A 16,401-nucleotide genomic window follows, 5' to 3' on the forward strand; every position below is an offset into this window, starting at 1 on the left:
CGTTCGCACGGTCGGTGCTACATGGGGGGCATGAGCACCGTGTCGATGAGGTACACCGTCGCGTTGGCCGTGTGCACGCCGCCGCAGATCACCTTGGCGTCGTTGACCATGAGGTCGTCGCCCGAGCCGGTCACCTCGACGGTGCCGCCCTGCACGGTGGTCTGGGTGCCGACGACGTCATCGGGCGTCAGCTGGCCCGGCACCACGTGGTAGGTGAGGATGCTCGTGAGCGTCGCGGAGTCCGTCTTCAGCGCCTCGATCGTGGCCGGGTCGATCTTCGCGAACGCGTCGTCGACCGGGGCGAACACGGTGAACTCGTCACCGTTCAGGGTGTCGACGAGGTTCACGTCGGGGTTCAGCTGTCCCGAGACCGCCGCGGTCAGGGTGGTCAGCACCGGGTTGTTCGACGCGGCCGTCGCGACGGGGTCTTGCGACATGCCCTCGACCGACCCGGCGCCGTCGGGCACCTGCTCGGCGTAGGCGGCGCAGCCGGGGCCGACGAGGTCGGCCGCGGGATCCGCCATGGCCTCCTCGGTGGGCTCGGCCGACTCGGACATGGTGGGTTCTTCGCTCTCGGTGGCGCTTCCGCTCATGCTGCAGCCGGCGAGCCCGAGCGTCGCGAGGGCGACGATCGAGGCGGCGGCGATGGCGGTGCGAGTGCTGCGTGACGAGGATCGCATCGGTGTACTCCTTCGTGGAAGTCGGCCTCGTTCGGGGCCGATGCGAGGGGTTCGGCGTGGGCTCGGGAACGGATTGGACCGATCGCCGATCGGGGTGCGGCGGCATCCGACCAATCGGATCGGCCGTCGGCTGCGAATCACCGACGACCCGAGAGAGCAGGAACCCCCGTGACCACCCCAGCCCCCGCCGAGGGATGAGCCGTGCACTGGCCCATCCTCGGGCGCGCGCCGCAACCGGTGCCGCGCCGCAGCAGCGATCTGTCATGCTTGACGAGATGGCAGACGACGGCGAGCGCACGTCGGCGTCGCGCCCGACGATCGACGAACTGCTCGCTCACGTCGGGCGCGGTGACCGCGTCGCGTTCAGTGCGCTCTACGACGAGACGGCGCCGCGCCTCTTCGGCCTCATCCGCCGCCTGGTCGTGGATCCGGCGCAGGCCGAGGAGGTGACCCAGGACGTGTACCTCGAGATCTGGCAGTCGGCCGCCCGCTTCGACGCCGACAAGGGCAACGCGCTCTCGTGGATGTTCACCATGGCGCATCGCCGCGCCGTCGACCGCATCCGCTCGGCCCAGGCGTCGCGCGATCGCGACCTCCGCATCGGCGTGCGCGACCTCGACGTACCCGTCGACACGGTGGCCGAGGCCGCCGAGACGAGCGTCGAGCACGAGCGCGTCCAAGGCGCGCTGGGCGAACTGAGCGACCTGCAGCGCGAGTGCGTGCGGCTCGCCTACTACGGCGGCCTCACCCAGAGCGAGATCGCCGAACGACTCCAGGTGCCGCTCGGCACGGTCAAGACCCGGTTGCGAGACGGCATGATCCGGCTCCGCACGGCATTGGGGGTGACGACATGAGCCACGACCAGGATCGACCCGACGACGGCTCGGATCGCCGACCCGCCTCCGTCGAGGCGTACCGGGGGCTCGCGGCGGCCTATGCGCTCGACGCGCTCGACCCCGACGAGCGCGTCGCGTTCGAGCGCGTGCTCGCCGACTCCGCCGAACTGCGCGAGGAGGTCGACGCCTACGCGCGATCGGCGTCCCACCTCGCCGAGCAGACCGAAGCCGTGGCGCCGCCGCCGTCGCTGAAGGCGGGCCTCATGGCCGCGCTCGATCGCACGCCGCAACAGGCGCCCGGGCAGCCGAGGCCGCAGGTGGCCTCGGCTCCCGTCACGGCGGCCGCGTCGGTCACGGGTGCCCCGTCGGTCGACGCCGCCCCGGTTCGCGATGTCGAGTCGGCTCCGGATGTCGCGTCGATTCGGGATGTCCCGTCGGTTCCGGATGCCGTGTCAGTTCCGGATGACGTGTCGCCGGCCGCCCCCGCCTCATCCCCGCCGCCCGCGGCTCATGCGCCGGGCCCGGTCGAGTCCGCCGCTCACCGCCGGTGGTTCCAGCGGCCCGTCGCCGTCATCGTCTCGGCCGCGGCGGCCGTCGTGCTCATCGCCGGCATCGTGCTCGGCGTCGGATGGTCGGGGCCGAACGGGTGGGGCGCCCAGCGCGAGATGGACGCCATCGCTTCAGCGCCCGACGCCCAGTCGCAGACCCACGAGGTTCCGGGCGGCGGCGAGATCACGCTCGTGACCTCGGCCGCGAAGGGCCGGTCGGGCGTCGTGGTCGACGGACTGCCGCCCCTCGAGGCCGGCCAGACCTACGAGCTCTGGTACATCGACGACTCGGGGGCCGCGGCCGCCGGCACGTTCGACGCGAACGGCGGCGAGACGTGGCGCGTGCTCGACGGTTCCTTCAGCCCCGGGGTCGCGGTGGGCGTCACGGTCGAGCCAGAGGGCGGCTCAGCGCAACCCACCACCGATCCGATCGTCGTCATCGCCACGTAGTCGGGTCCCCACAAGCGACGCGGCCGCGGGCCGGTCCTCGGTTATGGTCTGAGGTGCCCGTCGACACCACGCCGGGTCACAGCACACGACGAGGAGTGATGGATGCGCGTCGGCATGTTCCTGAGCTACGCAGGCGGATTCCGCGAGGTCGCCGATGAGGTGGCCGAGCTCGAGCGGGCGGGCGTGGACCTCGTCGCCGTGCCGGAGGCCTACTCGTTCGACGCGGTGAGCCAGCTCGGCTTCCTCGCGGCGCGCACGTCGACCATCACGCTCGCGTCGGGCATCCTGCAGCTCTACACGCGCACCCCCACGCTCACGGCGATGACGGCCGCGGGCCTGGACTACGTCTCCGGCGGACGCTTCGAGCTCGGCATCGGGGCATCCGGGCCCCAGGTGATCGAGGGATTCCACGGGGTGCGCTACGACGCACCGCTCGCCCGCACCCGCGAGATCGTCGACATCTGCCGCATGACCTGGCGGCGCGAGCCGGTGGTGCACGACGGTGCGAAGTACCGCATCCCGCTGCCAGCCGGCGAGGGCACCGGGCTGGGCAAACCGCTGAAGCTCATCAACCACCCGGTGCGCGAGCGCATCCCGATCACGATCGCCTCCCTGGGCCCCAAGTCCGTCGAGCAGACGGCGGAGATCGCCGACGGCTGGCTGCCGATGTTCTTCCACCCCGAACGGGCGGGCGACGTGTGGGGCGAGGCGCTGGCGGCCGGCGCCGCCAAGCGGTCCGCCGACCTGGCCCCGCTCGACGTGTTCGCCAGCCCGGCGCTCGCCATCACCGATCGTCCCGAGGCGGTGCTGCCGCTCGTGAAGCCGCAGCTGGCGCTCTACGTCGGCGGCATGGGCGCCCGCGGCAAGAACTTCTACAACGACCTCATCTCGAGCTACGGCTTCGAGGCGGAGGCGGCGCGCATCCAGGACCTCTACCTCGAGGGCCGTCGTGACGAGGCCATCGCCGCAGTGCCCGATGAGCTCGTACGCGCGGTGTCGCTCATCGGTCCGGCCTCGTACGTCGCCGAACGGGTCGAGGCGTTCCGTGCCGCGGGCGTCACCACGCTGTCGGTCACCCCGCTGGCTCGCGACTCGGCCGAGCGCGTCGCGCTGATGTCGGGGTTCCGGGCGCTCGTCGGCTGACCTGCGCTCGGGCACATCGCTTCGACGGTTTCGACTGCGGGGGTCCACAACCGCACCGGGATACCGGCGTTCCGCGCACGGTCGATCGGCCGATGCCCCTTTCGGCCGCGGGCTTGCGGGGCTACCGTGTTGTCACCCGCTCGACGCCGTGCGGGAAGGGGAACCTGGGGAGGAGCTGCCGTGACGGGGACGTCCGAGTCCTCCACGTGACCCGGACTCCCGTCGGGCGGTGCCCCGGGGAGTCGGGCCGCGTCAGTCGGGGTCGGAGACGAGCTCGAGCCGGGCGGCGATCGCAGTCACCGCGGCATCCATGGTCGCGTAGCGGTAGACCACTCCCGGACGTGGACGCATCCACAGCATCTCGTAGCCGTCGTCGATGGTCTGGAGGTAGCCGACGACGCGCCTGAGGTCACCGTCCGCATAACGGTCGTTGCACACGCGCCACGTGGTCGGACTGAGCGGCATGAGCTCCACGTGGGAGCGGGTCTGCGTTTCCTGTCGGGCGAGCATCTCGCACCATTCCCCATCGAATCCGCGGTTCATTCATGGCGGACCGGCACCGACCGACACGTCCTGGGATGCGCGTGGTCGATTGCGCTGCGCCGGTCGGCCCGGCCCGCCTGTCCGGGTCTTGCGACCCGTGACTACAGTTCTACGCGGGGCCTTGGGGCGTTCGATAGGCCCTTGACATGCCTCAGGCGAGATGCGATATTGCGGTGCCCCCACAGGGACTCGAACCCTGGACCCACGGATTAACCTGCTGCACTGGGTTTCCCCAGCCACCGCCGTGGCGGCTTGCAGTCTGGACTATATCTTCACCTTCGACCGGATCGTTCAGGTGCGCCGCGTGTAGTCTCTGAGGTTCCCTTGCGGTTACCTGCTGATTACCCAATCCGGTCCGATTGTCACTGCCTCGTGCGAACGAGGCGAGTACGGCCGGCTCTCAGGGCGTTCCAGCATATAGCGGCGGTCATCCAGCGCATTTCGGCGCTGGCGCTCCATTGTTGTGTTGAAGTCCGTTGCTCTAACCAACTGAGCTATAGGGGCATCGACCACCCTAACAGGAGCCGCATGCCGGTCCCTCGTCCAGCCGAGGCGAGTAGCCTTGCCGCAATGGCTTCCGACTTCCATCGACCCACTCGCTTCCCGAACGGCATGTTCGAGGGTTACCTCGGCGCCGAGGATCCGGCTCACGTGAGCCGGGTCGCCCACGACACCGCGGCCGCGATCCTGTCCCGGGTGCGTGCCGATCCCGACCCGGCGGTGGTCGAGCGACTCGTCACCTACACCGACGAGCACGGCATCGACGCGATCGCCGAGCTCTGGTCCCACGCGTCGGCGAAGAGCCTGCCGGGGGCGCTCTGGCGGGTCTACCTGCTGCGCACCCTGATCCGCCAGGACCCGCTGGGCATCAGCCTGGCGTTCCAGCGCGGCACCGAGGTCTCGCACACGATCGACCAGGTCGTCGCGGGCGCACCGGTGCCGGCCGGTCCCGACGAGGTGCGCGAGCTCGCCGACCGCATCCTGCACGGGCTCTTCGCCGGCGACTTCGCGGTGGCGCTCGACCGTGCCGCCGCCTTCTCGCGGGTCGTAGCGGCCGGCTTCACGAGCCTCGCCGACGATGCGGATGCCGCGGACGCGGTGCACCCCGATCGCCCCGGCGAGCTGACCCAGCGGGCGCTGCGCCTCACCCAGCTCGCAGACGAGCTGTCCTCGTGCGCCCGGCTCTGGCGTCGCGACGCCCTGGACTGAGTCGACGCCCTGGACTGAGCCGACCGCGCCGCTTCGGCACGCGGATGCCTCGACGGCGCGCACCCGGGAATGAACCACCCCCCGACCTCGTTTACACTTGATGTGCCGGGCCGCAGTAACCCCGGGCTCCAATATTCGCCGCTCCGAGCGGCCTCGCGCCGAGAGGCGTTCTGCGGCCCGGCATTTCCATGCCCGGGCGCGGCCGACGCCCGGTCGTCATCCCTTTCGGCCCGGCTCGGCCCTCCCGGCACCGGCTCGTCCGCGTAGCATCGGAGGATGCCCGACACGCTCACCCTGCTGATCGAACCGCTGCCCGCCGACGCCCCCGCGACCGATCTCGACCGCACGTTCCGCGAGGTGGATGCCTCGGCTCCCGCGCTCCGGGTGGGCGAGCTCTCGACGCAGCRCGGCGACGGCATCTTCGAGACCATCGGCGTGGTCGACGGCCACCCGCAGGAGGCCCGGCCGCACCTCGAGCGGCTGCGCAACTCGGCGCGCATCTGCGAGCTGCCCGAGCCGAACCTCCCGCAATGGGAGGCGGCCATCGCGCGAGCCGTCGCGAGCCTTCCGGTGACGGGCGAGTTCGCGCTCAAGCTCGTGCTGAGCCGTGGCGTCGAGCACGGGCCGGCGCCCACCGCGTGGTTGCACGTGGCGCCCGCGGCCGACTTCAGCGCGGTGCGCGAGCGCGGCATCCGCGTCGTCACGCTCGATCGCGGCTACGACCGCGGCACCGCCGAGCGCGCACCCTGGCTGCTCCTCGGGGCGAAGACGCTGAGCTACGCCGTGAACATGGCGGCGCTCCGCGAGGCGCGCCGCCGTGGCGCGGACGACACGATCTTCGTCACGAGCGACGGCTACGTCATGGAGGGCCCGACCTCGAGCGTCATCCTCCGGCACGGCGAGGTCTGGTCCACCCCCGCGCCCTCGGGCGCCATCCTCCACGGCACGACCCAGCTGAGCCTGTTCGAGCACCTCGAGGCATCCGGTCGGCGCACCGAGTACCGCGACATCCCCGTCGACGAGCTCAGGTCGGCGGATGCCGCGTGGCTCGTGTCGAGCGTGCGGCTGGCCGCGGGCATCACCGAGCTGGACGGGCAGCCGATGCCCTACGACGTGGAGGAGACGCGCGACCTCAACGCGTACCTGCTGAGCCCGCGCGACTGACGGTCGCCGTCGGCGAAGGGGCGGTGATCAGCCGAAGCGGCCCGACACGTAGTCCTCGGTGGCCTGCACGGTCGGGTTCGAGAAGATCGTGGTGGTGTCCGCGTACTCGATGAGGTTGCCGGGCTTGCCGGTGCCGGCGATGTTGAAGAACGCCGTCTTGTCGGAGACGCGGCTGGCCTGCTGCATGTTGTGCGTCACGATGACGATCGTGTACTGCAGCTTGAGCTCCTCGATGAGGTCCTCGATCGCGAGCGTGGAGATCGGGTCGAGCGCCGAGCACGGCTCGTCCATGAGGATGACCTCGGGCGACACCGCGATGGCGCGGGCGATGCAGAGGCGCTGCTGCTGGCCGCCCGAGAGGCCCGATCCGGGGCGGTCGAGGCGGTCCTTGACCTCGTTCCAGAGGTTGGCGCCGCGCAGCGACTTCTCGACGAGGTCGTCGGCATCCGTCTTGGAGATGCGCCGGTTGTTGAGCTTCACGCCCGCGAGCACGTTCTCCTTGATGGACATCGTGGGGAACGGGTTGGGTCGCTGGAAGACCATGCCCACCTGGCGCCGCACGAGCACCGGGTCGACGTCGGGGTCGTACAGGTTGTTGCCGTCGACGAGCACCTCGCCCTCGACGCGCGCGCCGGGGATCACCTCGTGCATGCGGTTGAGCGTGCGGAGGAAGGTCGACTTGCCGCAGCCCGACGGGCCGATGAAGGCGGTGACGCTGCGGGGCTCGATCTCGAGGCTCACGCCCTCCACAGCGAGGAACTTGCTGTAGTAGACGTTGAGGTCGCGGACTTCGATGCGCTTTGACACGGATTTCCTTACTGGGGGAGGGTCAGCGGCCGAACTTCGGTGCGAAGAACTTGGCGACGAGACGGGCGATGAGGTTCAGCGCCATGACGATGAGGATGAGGGTGAGCGCGGCGGCCCACGCGCGGTCGAGGTACGCCTCGGGCGGATTGCCCTGGTTGGCGTACTGCGTGTAGACGAAGACGGGCAGCGACGACATGCGACCGTCGAACAGGTTCCAGTTCATGCTCTGCGTGAACCCCGCCGCGATGAGGAGCGGCGCGGTCTCGCCGATGACCCGCGAGATCGAGAGCATGATGCCGGTCGTGATGCCGGCGATGGACGTCGGGAGGACCACCTTCACGATGGTGAGCCACTTCGGCACGCCGAGGGCGAAGGCCGCCTCGCGCAGCTCGTTCGGCACGAGGCGGAGCATCTCCTCGCTCGACCGCACGACCACGGGGATCATCAGGACCGACAGGGCGACGGCGCCGGCGATGCCCGTGCGGGTGCCCGGCCCCAGGAAGATCGAGAACAGGGCGTACGCGAAGAGGCCGGCGACGATCGACGGGATGCCGGTCATGACGTCGACGAGGAACGTGATGCCCCGCGCGAGGCGGCCGCGCCCGTACTCGACGAGGTAGATCGAGGTCATCAGGCCGATGGGGATGGAGATGATCGCCGCGGTGCCCGTCATGAGCACGGTGCCGACGATCGCGTGCAGCACGCCGCCGCCCTCGCCGGTCACGTTGCGCATCGACATCGTGAAGAAGTCCGCGTCGAACCGGTTGAGCCCGAACGTGATGACGGTGATGGTGAGCGAGATGAGCGGGATCATCGCGAGCACGAAGGCACCCGTCACGAGCGCCGTGACGAGGCGGTCCATCGCCCGCCGGCGGCCCTCGACGAGCATCGAGAAGAGCCAGATCGACGGGATGTAGAGCACGGCGCCGACGAGCAGCGCGCCGCCCCAATTGAATCCGCTGCCGTCGGCGAGGGCGAGCACGCCGAAGATCGCGGCCGCCACGAGGATGGCTGCGCCGAGGATCATCCACGGTGCGGGGGTGGGCAGGCGACCGGCGGTCAGGGAGTTCTCGATGGGCACCGCGACGGCGGTGGGCTCGGGCTTCGTCGTGACGGACATCAGTTGGCTCCCGAGAATTCCTTGCGGCGGCTGACGATCCAGCGTGCGATGGCGTTGACCACGAAGGTCACGATGAAGAGGATGAGGCCCGTCGCGATGAGCACGTTGACGTTCATGCCGTAGGCCTCGGGGAACGTCAGGGCGATGTTCGCGGCGATCGTCGACGGGTTCACCGAGGTCAGCAGCTTGAACGTGACCGCGCCGCTGGCGGAGAGCACCATGGCGACGGCCATCGTCTCGCCGAGCGCCCGGCCGAGGCCGAGGACCGCGGCGGAGACGATGCCCGAGCGGCCGAAGGGCAGCACGGCGGTGCGGATCATCTCCCACCGGGTGGCGCCGAGCGCGAGTGCGGCCTCCTCGTGGAGGACCGGGGTCTGCAGGAACACCTCGCGGCAGATCGCGGTCATGATCGGCAGCACCATCACGGCGAGCACGATGGCGGCGGTGAGGATCGTGCGGCCGGTGCCCGAGACGGGGCCGGCGAAGAGGGGGAACCAGCCGAAGTTGTCGACGAGCCAGGAGTACACCGGCTGCACCGCCGGGGCGAGCACGCCGATGCCCCAGAGGCCGAAGACCACGGAGGGCACCGCGGCGAGCAGGTCGACGATGTAGCCCAGGACCGAGGCGAGGCGGCGCGGCGCGTAGTGCGAGATGAAGAGGGCGATGCCGATCGAGACCGGGATGGCCATGAGCAGGGCGAGGGCCGCGGCCCACACCGTGCCGAAGAGCAGGGGACCGACGTAGTTCCAGAAGTTGTCGGTGAGGATCGACGCGTCCTCGTGGCTCGCGACGAGCGCGGGAAGGCTCTGCACGATGAGGAAGACGGCGACGGCGGCGAGCGTGACGAGGATCATCGATCCCGCGAAGACCGCGGAGCCCGAGAAGACCCGGTCGCCCGGTCGCTGCTTCGCCTTGATGGCGGTGGTGGCGGTGCTCATCTGGCGTGATCCTCGAGTTCAGGTGATGGTGGATCGTGGGACATGACCGTGCCCGACCCCGTCGCGTTCATGAGGAAACGTCGGGGTCGGGCACGAACCTACTACTGGATCGAGTCGATCGCAGCGGTGATCTGCTCGCGCAGGCTGTCCGAGATCGGCGCAGAGCCGGCGGCGTCAGCCGCCACGTTCTGGCCCTCGGGGCTGGCCATGTACGAGAAGTACGACTTCACGAGCTCGACGTTCTCGTCGTCCTCGTAGTCCTGGCAGCCGATGATGTAGCTCACGAGCACGATCGGGTAGACGCCGGCCTCCTCGGAGGTGCGGTCGATCTCGATGGCGATGTCGCCGTCGGCGCGACCCTCGGCCTCGGGCGAGGCGTCGACGATGGCCGCGGCGGCCTCGGGCGAGAACTCGACGAAGTCGTCGCCGACCTGCACCGCGACGGTGCCCAGGTCGCCGGCGCGCGAGGCGTCGGCGTAGCCGATGGTGCCGGTGCCGTTGGTGACCGCGTCGACGACGCCCGAGGTGCCCTGTGCGGCCTCGCCGCCCTCGAACGGCCAGACGCCGTCGGCCTCATACGTCCACACGTCGGGAGCCGCGGCGCCGAGGTAGTCGGTGAAGTTCTCGGTGGTGCCCGAGTCGTCGGAGCRGTGCACGGGCGTGATCGCCAGGTCGGGCAGCGTCGCGTCGGGGTTCAGCGCGACGATGGCCTCGTCGTTCCAGTTCGTGATGGTGCCGGCGAAGATGCCCGCGATGGTCGCGGCGTCGAGGTTGAGCGTGTCGACGCCCTCGACGTTGAAGATCACCGCGATGGGGGAGATGTACATGGGCAGCTCGACCACCGAGGTGTCGGCGGCGCACTTGGCGAAGCCGCCGGCGGCGATCTCCTCGTCCTTGAACGCGCGGTCCGAGCCGGCGAAGTCGCTCGCACCCTCGAGGAAGGTCTCGCGGCCTGCGCCCGAGCCCGAGGGGTCGTAGTCGATCGTCACGTCGGGGTTGGCCGTCTGGAAGCCGGCGATCCACGCCTGCTGTGCGGCATCCTGCGAGGACGCGCCGGCGCCGACGAGGTTGCCCGAGAGCGACGAGGCCGACTCCGAGGCGGCGGTGCCGCCCTCGTTCGCGGCGCAGGAGCTGAGCGCGATCGCCGCGGTGATGGCGACGACGACGGGCACGCCGAAACGCTTGAGGTTCACGTGATTCCCTTCCGGGGTTCTGATTGCAGGGGATGGGCCGGGTGCCGGCCCGCCTGCGACGCTAAGCCGCGCGCCTTACGAGCTTCCGCCACGACGGTAAACGGCAGGTGAACGAGCCCTGTCGCACGGATGCCGCGGGCTGGGAGTTCCCCGGAAGCCGCCCGCGCGACCGCGTCAGGCGCGGGGCGCGTGCGTCTCGATGGCGACGATGCCCGAGCCGGAGTTCGTGGCCGAGAGGTGCACCACGCTGAAGGCGCCGGGCTCGAGCCCCGCGGCATCCGTCACGTACGAACCGAGCGGCGTGGCCGTCGCCAAGGCGATCTCGCGCACCATCTCGGGCAGCACGGGACCGTGTCCGCAGATCACGGCCGGCTTGCCCGCGCGCACGCGCTTGCCGACGACGCGGCGCACCTCGTCGTTGCCCGACTCCCAGGCGTCCTGGCTGATGCCCTCGTCGCGCTTGATCGGGATGCCGGTGGCGGCGGCGAGGGGCGCGACCGTGGTGACGCAACGCACCGCGGGCGACGTGACGATGCGCCGGGGCGCCCACGCCGTGATCGTGTCGACGAGCGCGGCCGCCTGCTGCACGCCGCGCTCGGCGAGCGGGCGCGCGGCATCCGTGCCCTTCCATCCGCCCCGTGAGACGGCCTTGCCGTGCCGCACCAGAAGGAGCGGGAAGGTGCTCGTGACGCCCTGGTCGAGCAGCTTCGCGAACGTGTCGAGGATCTCGACGTCGGGTTCGTAACTGAGGTAGCCGCGGGCCCGCTTCACCGTGACCCACTCGAGGGCGGCGATCTCTGAGTTCGGCTTGAACGTCGATCGCTGGACGGCGCGTTCGCTCACCTCGGCGGCCCAGTAGTGCACGATCTTCTCGCGCCCGCTGGGCAGCGGGTAGCGCGAGACGCCGAGCGGCACGCCGAGCGCGACGTCGAGGCCGGTCTCCTCGGCGATCTCGCGCACCGCCGTGCGGGGGAGCGACTCGCCGGGGTCGACCTTGCCCTTGGGGATGGTGACGTCACCGTACGCGGTGCGGTGCACGACGAGCACGTGGATCCGGCCGTCGATGACGCGCCAGCACACGGCGCCGGCCGCGTAGATGGCCGTGGCGGTCAACGCCGCTTCCCCGGACGGGTACGCTGGCCGATCTGCTGCATCAGCTTCGACTGCATGTCCTCCAGCGGATGCCCCGCGTCGTCGATCCAGTGGCGCACCCATTCCGCGTCGCCCGACAGGTGCCAGGAGCTCGTCCTGTCGTCCATCGCCCGGTCGAACAGGGCCGCGATCTCGGTGAGGTGCTCGGGGTCGACGAGTCGCACGAGTGCCTCCACCCGACGGTCGAGGTTGCGGTGCATCATGTCGGCGGAGCCGATGAACACCTGCGGGTCGCCGTCGTTGAGGAACGAGAAGATCCGCGAGTGCTCCAGGTAGCGCCCGAGGATCGAACGCACGCGGATGTTCTCGCTGAGACCGGGGATGCCCGGGCGGAGGCTGCAGATGCCGCGCACCCACACGTCGACGGGCACGCCCGCGTTCGACGCGCGGTACAGCGCATCGATGATCGCCTCGTCGACGATCGAGTTCACCTTGATGCGGATGCCGCTGGGCCGGCCGGCCTCGGCGTTGCGCGTCTCGGTGGCGATGAGCTTGAGCAGGCCCTTGCGCAGGTGCAGCGGCGCGACGAGCAGGCGCTTGAACTTCTTCTCGATCGCGTAGCCCGAGAGCTCGTTGAAGAGGCGGGTGAGGTCCTTGCCGACCTGATCGTCGGCGGTGAGCAGGCCGAGGTCCTCGTAGATGCGGCTCGTCTTCGGGTTGTAGTTTCCCGTGCCGATGTGGCTGTAGTGGCGGAGGCCGCCCTTCTCCTGCCGGATCACGAGGGCGAGCTTGCAGTGCGTCTTCAGCCCGACGAGGCCGTAGACGACGTGCACGCCGGCCTTCTCGAGCTTGCGCGCCCACGAGATGTTCGCCTGCTCGTCGAACCGCGCCTTGATCTCGACGAGGGCGAGCACCTGCTTGCCCGACTCGGCCGCGTCGATGAGCGCCTCGACGATGGGGCTGTCGCCCGACGTGCGGTAGAGCGTCTGCTTGATGGCGAGCACGTCGGGGTCGGCGGCGGCCTGTTCGAGGAAGGCCTGCACGCTCGTCGCGAACGACTCGTAGGGGTGGTGGAGGAGCACGTCCTGCCGGGAGACGGCCTTGAAGATGTCGGCCTGCCGGTTGGGCTCGGACGGCAGCAGATGCGCGTTCGTGGTGGGCACGTGCGTGGGGTAGTGGAGCTCGGGCCGGTCGAGCCGGGCGAGGTCGAACAGCCCGCCCAAGTCGAGCGGGGCCGGGAGGCGGAAGACCTCCTGCTCGGTGACATCGAGCTCGCGCACGAGCAGGCCCAGGGTCACGTCGTCCATGTCCTCGGTGATCTCGAGGCGGATGGGCGGACCGAACCGGCGCCGGAGGAGCTCCTTCTCGAGCGCCTTGATGAGGTTCTCGGTCTCGTCCTCCTCGATCTCGACGTCCTCGTTGCGGGTGATGCGGAACACGTGGTGCTCGACGATCTCCATGCCGGGGAAGAGGTCGCCCAGGTGGTTGGCGATGAGGTCCTCGAGCGTGACGTACCTGGCGTCCTCGATCGACTCCTCGGGGTCGACGCGCACGAACCGGGGGAGCATCTGCGGCACCTTGACGCGGGCGAACTCCTGACGGCCGGTGCGGCTGTTGCGCACGCGCACCGAGAGATTGAGCGAGAGGCCCGAGATGTAGGGGAACGGATGCGCCGGGTCGACCGCGAGCGGCATGAGCACCGGGAAGATCTGCGCTGAGAAGTAGGCGCGCAGGTGCGCCGTCTCGCGTTCGCCCAGGTCGGACCAGGCGACGACGTGGATGCCGGACTCGGCCAGCGCGGGCTTGACGAGCTCCTGGTAGGCGGCCGCATGGCGTTCCTGCAGCTCGTGCGCCTTCTTCGAGATGTCGCTCAGGACGTCGTGCGGGGCGCGGCCCACGTTGGTGGGCACGGCGAGGCCCGTGACGATGCGGCGCTTCAGGCCTGCGACCCGCACCATGAAGAACTCGTCGAGGTTCGACGCGAAGATGGCGAGGAAGTTGGCGCGCTCCAGCACGGGCAGCAGTGGGTCCTCGGCGAGCTCCAGCACGCGCTGGTTGAACGCGAGCCAGCTGAGCTCGCGGTCGAGGTAGCGTTCGGCGGGAAGTTCGGGCGCGCCCTCGATGTCGAACGGCTCGAAGTCGTCGTCGAAGTCGCTGGCGGTGCGGTCTTCGTCGAGGGCGCTGTCGGTCATCCACTCATCATGCCACCCGGCCCGCCGCAGGCGGGGGGTGGGACGTTAACGTGCGGTGACGGTCGGCGCGCCCTGGTCGTCTTCCTCGTGCACGTTGAAGCGGTAGCCCACGTTGCGCACGGTGCCGATGAGGCTGTCGAGGTCGCCGAGCTTGGCCCGGAGGCGCCGCACGTGCACGTCCACCGTGCGGGTGCCGCCGAAGTAGTCGTAGCCCCACACCTCGCTGAGCAGCTGCTCGCGGGTGAACACGCGCGAGGGGTGCGCGGCCAGGAAGCGGAGGAGCTCGAACTCCTTGTACGTGAGGTCGAGCGTGCGGCCGTGCACCTTCGCCGAGTAGCTGGCCTCGTCGATGACGACGCCGGAGGTCTGGATGCGCTCCGACGGCTGCGCGGACTGCGCCCGGCCGAGGGCGAGGCGGATGCGCGCATCGACCTCGGCGGGCCCGGCGTCCATGAGCACCACGTCGTCGACGCCCCAGTCGGGCGTGACCGCGGTGAGGCCGCCCTCCGTGACGATGAGCAGGAGGGGGACCGACAGCCCCGTCGTGCGAAGGATCTGCGACAGGGCCTTCGCACCCGCGAGGTTCGTGCGGGCGTCGAGGAACACGAGATCGGATTCTGGCGCTCTGACCAGCTGCTCAGGCGAAGCGGGGATGACCCTCGTTCGGTGAGTCAGGAGTGACAACGCCGGGAGAACCTCATCGTTTGCCGCCGGCGACAGGATCAGTAACTGCGCCACGCACACCCTCCAGTAGTAAGGTGCGGTCAATACTACGTGACGCCGGACACCGGCTGTGCGACGCGAACGGGGGGAACATGCGAGCGGGCTCTGAGACCCGAGGCGGCTGGCCGCGGATCGTGCTCGTCTGGGCCATCGCGGCGGTCGGGGCGGTCCTCGTCGTCTCCGGCGCGTACTCGGGCACCGGTGCGTGGTTCGGCGACGCCTCGTCGCTCGGGGTCTACGGTGCGCTGTGCGTCGCGTTCGCGGCATCCGTGCTGGCCGCGCTCATCGTCGAACTCGCGTCGCGCAAGCCCGGCGGCTTCGTCACGCGCTCCAGCACGAGCATCGCCGGCGCCGCCGTGGTGATGCTCATCGCGGCGATCGCCGTGGCGCCCGTCGCCTTCGGGTGAGCGGGTAGACTCGACGCCATGTCGCAGCTGCTCGCCCTCGAACTCCTCTTCATCGGCCTGCTCGGGCTCGCGAGCCTCGCCATCGCGTGGATCAGCGGCGTCGTCGTGTACAAGCTCTTCAAGGGCCAGCGCTGATCCGATGATCGAGCTTCCCGTCGACCTTCCGGCCGAGCTCGTGCCGCTCTCCTGGCTCATCGGGGTCTGGGAGGGCTCGGGCGTCATCGACTACAAGGTGGGCGACGAGTCGATCACCCATGAGTTCGGCCAGCGCGTGAGCTTCAGCCATGACGGCCTGCCGCACCTGAACTACACGTCGTACACGTGGCTCTTCCCCGAGGAGCCCGACGGCGACCCGAGGCCGCTCGCGACCGAGACGGGGTACTGGCGCATCGAGCGCCCGCTGGGGGAGGGCGACCCGGGCCCCGCGCTGCTGCCCGCCGTGGGCGAGAACCGCTATCCCGACGCGGAGTCCGTCGAAACACTGCGTAATGCGACCGGCGGATTCGATCTCGAGGTCTCGCTCGTGCACCCCGGGGGTGTCGCCGAGCTCTACCTCGGGCAGGTCAAGGGCCCGCGCATCGACCTCGCCACCGACGCCGTGATGCGCACGGCCGGCGCGAAGGACTACGCGGCCGCCACCCGCCTCTACGGCCTGGTCGACGGCCACCTGCTGTGGGCCTGGGACATCGCCGCACTCGGGCAGGACCTGCGCACGCACGCGTCCGCCCGGCTCGCGAAGGTCGACTGATGACCGGATCGCCCTTCCTCGCGCTGCCTCGCGCCGTGCCCGCCGAGGGCGTCGACGCGGGCGTGCCCGGCCACTACGGCAACCCCATCGTCGAGCAGCGCCGCCTCGAACGGGGCGACGCGATCGTCGACCTCTCCGATCGCGGGGTGCTCTCGGTCACCGGGCCCGACCGACTCAGCTGGCTGCACTCGATGGCGAGCCAGGCGCTCGACCGGCTCGCACCCGGCATCGCCGCAGAGGCGCTCTTCCTCGACGCGTCCGGTCGCATCGAGCACGTGGTGCACGTCGTCGACGACGGCGAGACCGCGTGGCTCATCGTCGAGGGCACGGATGCCGCACCGTTGGCCGCCTTCCTCGACCGCATGCGGTTCATGCTGCGCGTCGAGGTCGGCGACCGATCGGGCGAGCTGGCGGTCGTCGCCGCGATGTCGTCCTCGGCCCTCGATGCGGCGGTGCCTGCGTACGCGCCGGCGGGGGTGGCGCTCGACTGGGCCGACCCGTGGTCGTCGCCCGCCCCGAACGCGCACCGCTACGCGGCCGACGCCGGCCACCCGGCATCCGACTGGCACTGGATCGAACGCATCGTGCCGCGCGACGCGCTCGCCGAG

The 16,401-nt window shown here is 70.2% G+C and carries 17 protein-coding genes; 8 read left to right on the forward strand and 9 right to left on the reverse strand.

Annotated elements, in window-relative coordinates; translation table 11 throughout:
- Window positions 1-17 precede the first annotated feature (17 nt).
- Window positions 18-680 carry a fasciclin domain-containing protein gene (locus AC1DY2_RS04805; protein WP_476761373.1) on the reverse strand — a complete coding sequence of 221 codons (663 nt, stop codon included), beginning with the start codon at window positions 678-680 and terminating at the stop codon, window positions 18-20.
- Window positions 681-955: 275 nt separating this feature from the next.
- Here AC1DY2_RS04805 and sigK point away from each other — a divergent pair, with 275 nt between their 5' ends.
- The 3 genes from sigK to AC1DY2_RS04820 all read left to right on the forward strand — a co-directional run bounded on the left by sigK (window position 956) and on the right by AC1DY2_RS04820 (window position 3,657).
- Entirely contained in the window at window positions 956-1,534 is a 579-nt protein-coding gene (gene sigK / locus AC1DY2_RS04810) for an ECF RNA polymerase sigma factor SigK (RefSeq protein WP_476761374.1), read from the forward strand.
- Window positions 1,531-2,514: an anti-sigma factor gene (locus AC1DY2_RS04815; protein WP_476761375.1), complete on the forward strand. Its 984-nt coding sequence runs from the start codon at window positions 1,531-1,533 to the stop codon at window positions 2,512-2,514. Before sigK ends, AC1DY2_RS04815 begins: the two co-directional genes overlap by 4 nt.
- A gap of 102 nt (window positions 2,515-2,616) precedes the next feature.
- On the forward strand, window positions 2,617-3,657 hold the full coding sequence (locus AC1DY2_RS04820) for an LLM class F420-dependent oxidoreductase (protein ID WP_476761376.1): 1,041 nt from the start codon (window positions 2,617-2,619) through the stop codon (window positions 3,655-3,657).
- A 252-nt stretch (window positions 3,658-3,909) separates the two neighbouring features.
- Here AC1DY2_RS04820 and AC1DY2_RS04825 read toward each other — a convergent pair whose 3' ends face one another.
- A complete protein-coding gene (locus tag AC1DY2_RS04825; protein ID WP_476761377.1) occupies window positions 3,910-4,167 on the reverse strand; it encodes a hypothetical protein in 258 nt (85 codons plus the stop codon).
- Window positions 4,168-4,770: 603 nt separating this feature from the next.
- Between AC1DY2_RS04825 and AC1DY2_RS04830 the strand changes: the two genes are divergently transcribed.
- Both AC1DY2_RS04830 and AC1DY2_RS04835 read left to right on the forward strand, forming a co-directional pair.
- Complete coding sequence (locus tag AC1DY2_RS04830) at window positions 4,771-5,409, forward strand: DNA-directed RNA polymerase subunit beta (RefSeq protein WP_476761378.1); 639 nt, start codon at window positions 4,771-4,773, stop codon at window positions 5,407-5,409.
- A gap of 276 nt (window positions 5,410-5,685) precedes the next feature.
- Window positions 5,686-6,573, forward strand: a complete 888-nt coding sequence (locus tag AC1DY2_RS04835; RefSeq protein ID WP_476761379.1) for an aminodeoxychorismate lyase — start codon at window positions 5,686-5,688, stop codon at window positions 6,571-6,573.
- Between the two features lie 27 nt (window positions 6,574-6,600).
- Here AC1DY2_RS04835 and pstB read toward each other — a convergent pair whose 3' ends face one another.
- The 7 genes from pstB to AC1DY2_RS04870 form a co-directional block, all read right to left on the reverse strand.
- Window positions 6,601-7,380 carry a phosphate ABC transporter ATP-binding protein PstB gene (gene pstB / locus AC1DY2_RS04840; protein ID WP_309977569.1) on the reverse strand — a complete coding sequence of 260 codons (780 nt, stop codon included), beginning with the start codon at window positions 7,378-7,380 and terminating at the stop codon, window positions 6,601-6,603.
- A 22-nt stretch (window positions 7,381-7,402) separates the two neighbouring features.
- Window positions 7,403-8,500, reverse strand: a complete 1,098-nt coding sequence (pstA, locus tag AC1DY2_RS04845; RefSeq protein ID WP_309977571.1) for a phosphate ABC transporter permease PstA — start codon at window positions 8,498-8,500, stop codon at window positions 7,403-7,405.
- Window positions 8,500-9,438, reverse strand: a complete 939-nt coding sequence (gene pstC / locus AC1DY2_RS04850; RefSeq protein ID WP_476761380.1) for a phosphate ABC transporter permease subunit PstC — start codon at window positions 9,436-9,438, stop codon at window positions 8,500-8,502. Before pstC ends, pstA begins: the two co-directional genes overlap by 1 nt.
- Before the next feature lie 101 nt (window positions 9,439-9,539).
- A complete protein-coding gene (locus AC1DY2_RS04855) occupies window positions 9,540-10,631 on the reverse strand; it encodes a phosphate ABC transporter substrate-binding protein PstS (RefSeq protein ID WP_476761381.1) in 1,092 nt (363 codons plus the stop codon).
- 174 nt (window positions 10,632-10,805) lie between these two features.
- Window positions 10,806-11,744, reverse strand: a complete 939-nt coding sequence (locus AC1DY2_RS04860; RefSeq protein ID WP_476761382.1) for an NUDIX hydrolase — start codon at window positions 11,742-11,744, stop codon at window positions 10,806-10,808.
- Window positions 11,741-13,915 carry an RNA degradosome polyphosphate kinase gene (locus tag AC1DY2_RS04865; RefSeq protein ID WP_476761383.1) on the reverse strand — a complete coding sequence of 725 codons (2,175 nt, stop codon included), beginning with the start codon at window positions 13,913-13,915 and terminating at the stop codon, window positions 11,741-11,743. The genes AC1DY2_RS04860 and AC1DY2_RS04865 overlap by 4 nt, the downstream gene beginning before the upstream one ends.
- Window positions 13,916-13,960: 45 nt before the next feature.
- Window positions 13,961-14,653 (reverse strand): winged helix-turn-helix transcriptional regulator, encoded by a 693-nt coding sequence (locus AC1DY2_RS04870; protein ID WP_309977579.1) that lies wholly within the window; start codon window positions 14,651-14,653, stop codon window positions 13,961-13,963.
- A 77-nt stretch (window positions 14,654-14,730) separates the two neighbouring features.
- Here AC1DY2_RS04870 and AC1DY2_RS04875 point away from each other — a divergent pair, with 77 nt between their 5' ends.
- From AC1DY2_RS04875 to AC1DY2_RS04885, 3 genes are all read left to right on the forward strand, one after another.
- A complete protein-coding gene (locus AC1DY2_RS04875) occupies window positions 14,731-15,045 on the forward strand; it encodes a hypothetical protein (protein WP_476761384.1) in 315 nt (104 codons plus the stop codon).
- 139 nt (window positions 15,046-15,184) lie between these two features.
- Complete coding sequence (locus AC1DY2_RS04880; RefSeq protein ID WP_476761385.1) at window positions 15,185-15,793, forward strand: nitrobindin family protein; 609 nt, start codon at window positions 15,185-15,187, stop codon at window positions 15,791-15,793.
- The coding region (locus AC1DY2_RS04885; protein ID WP_476761386.1) for a YgfZ/GcvT domain-containing protein at window positions 15,793-16,401 on the forward strand (609 nt) is incomplete at its 3' end. The genes AC1DY2_RS04880 and AC1DY2_RS04885, both read left to right, overlap by 1 nt.

It is taken from the genome of Agromyces sp. P1_H4 (genome assembly GCF_056405255.1).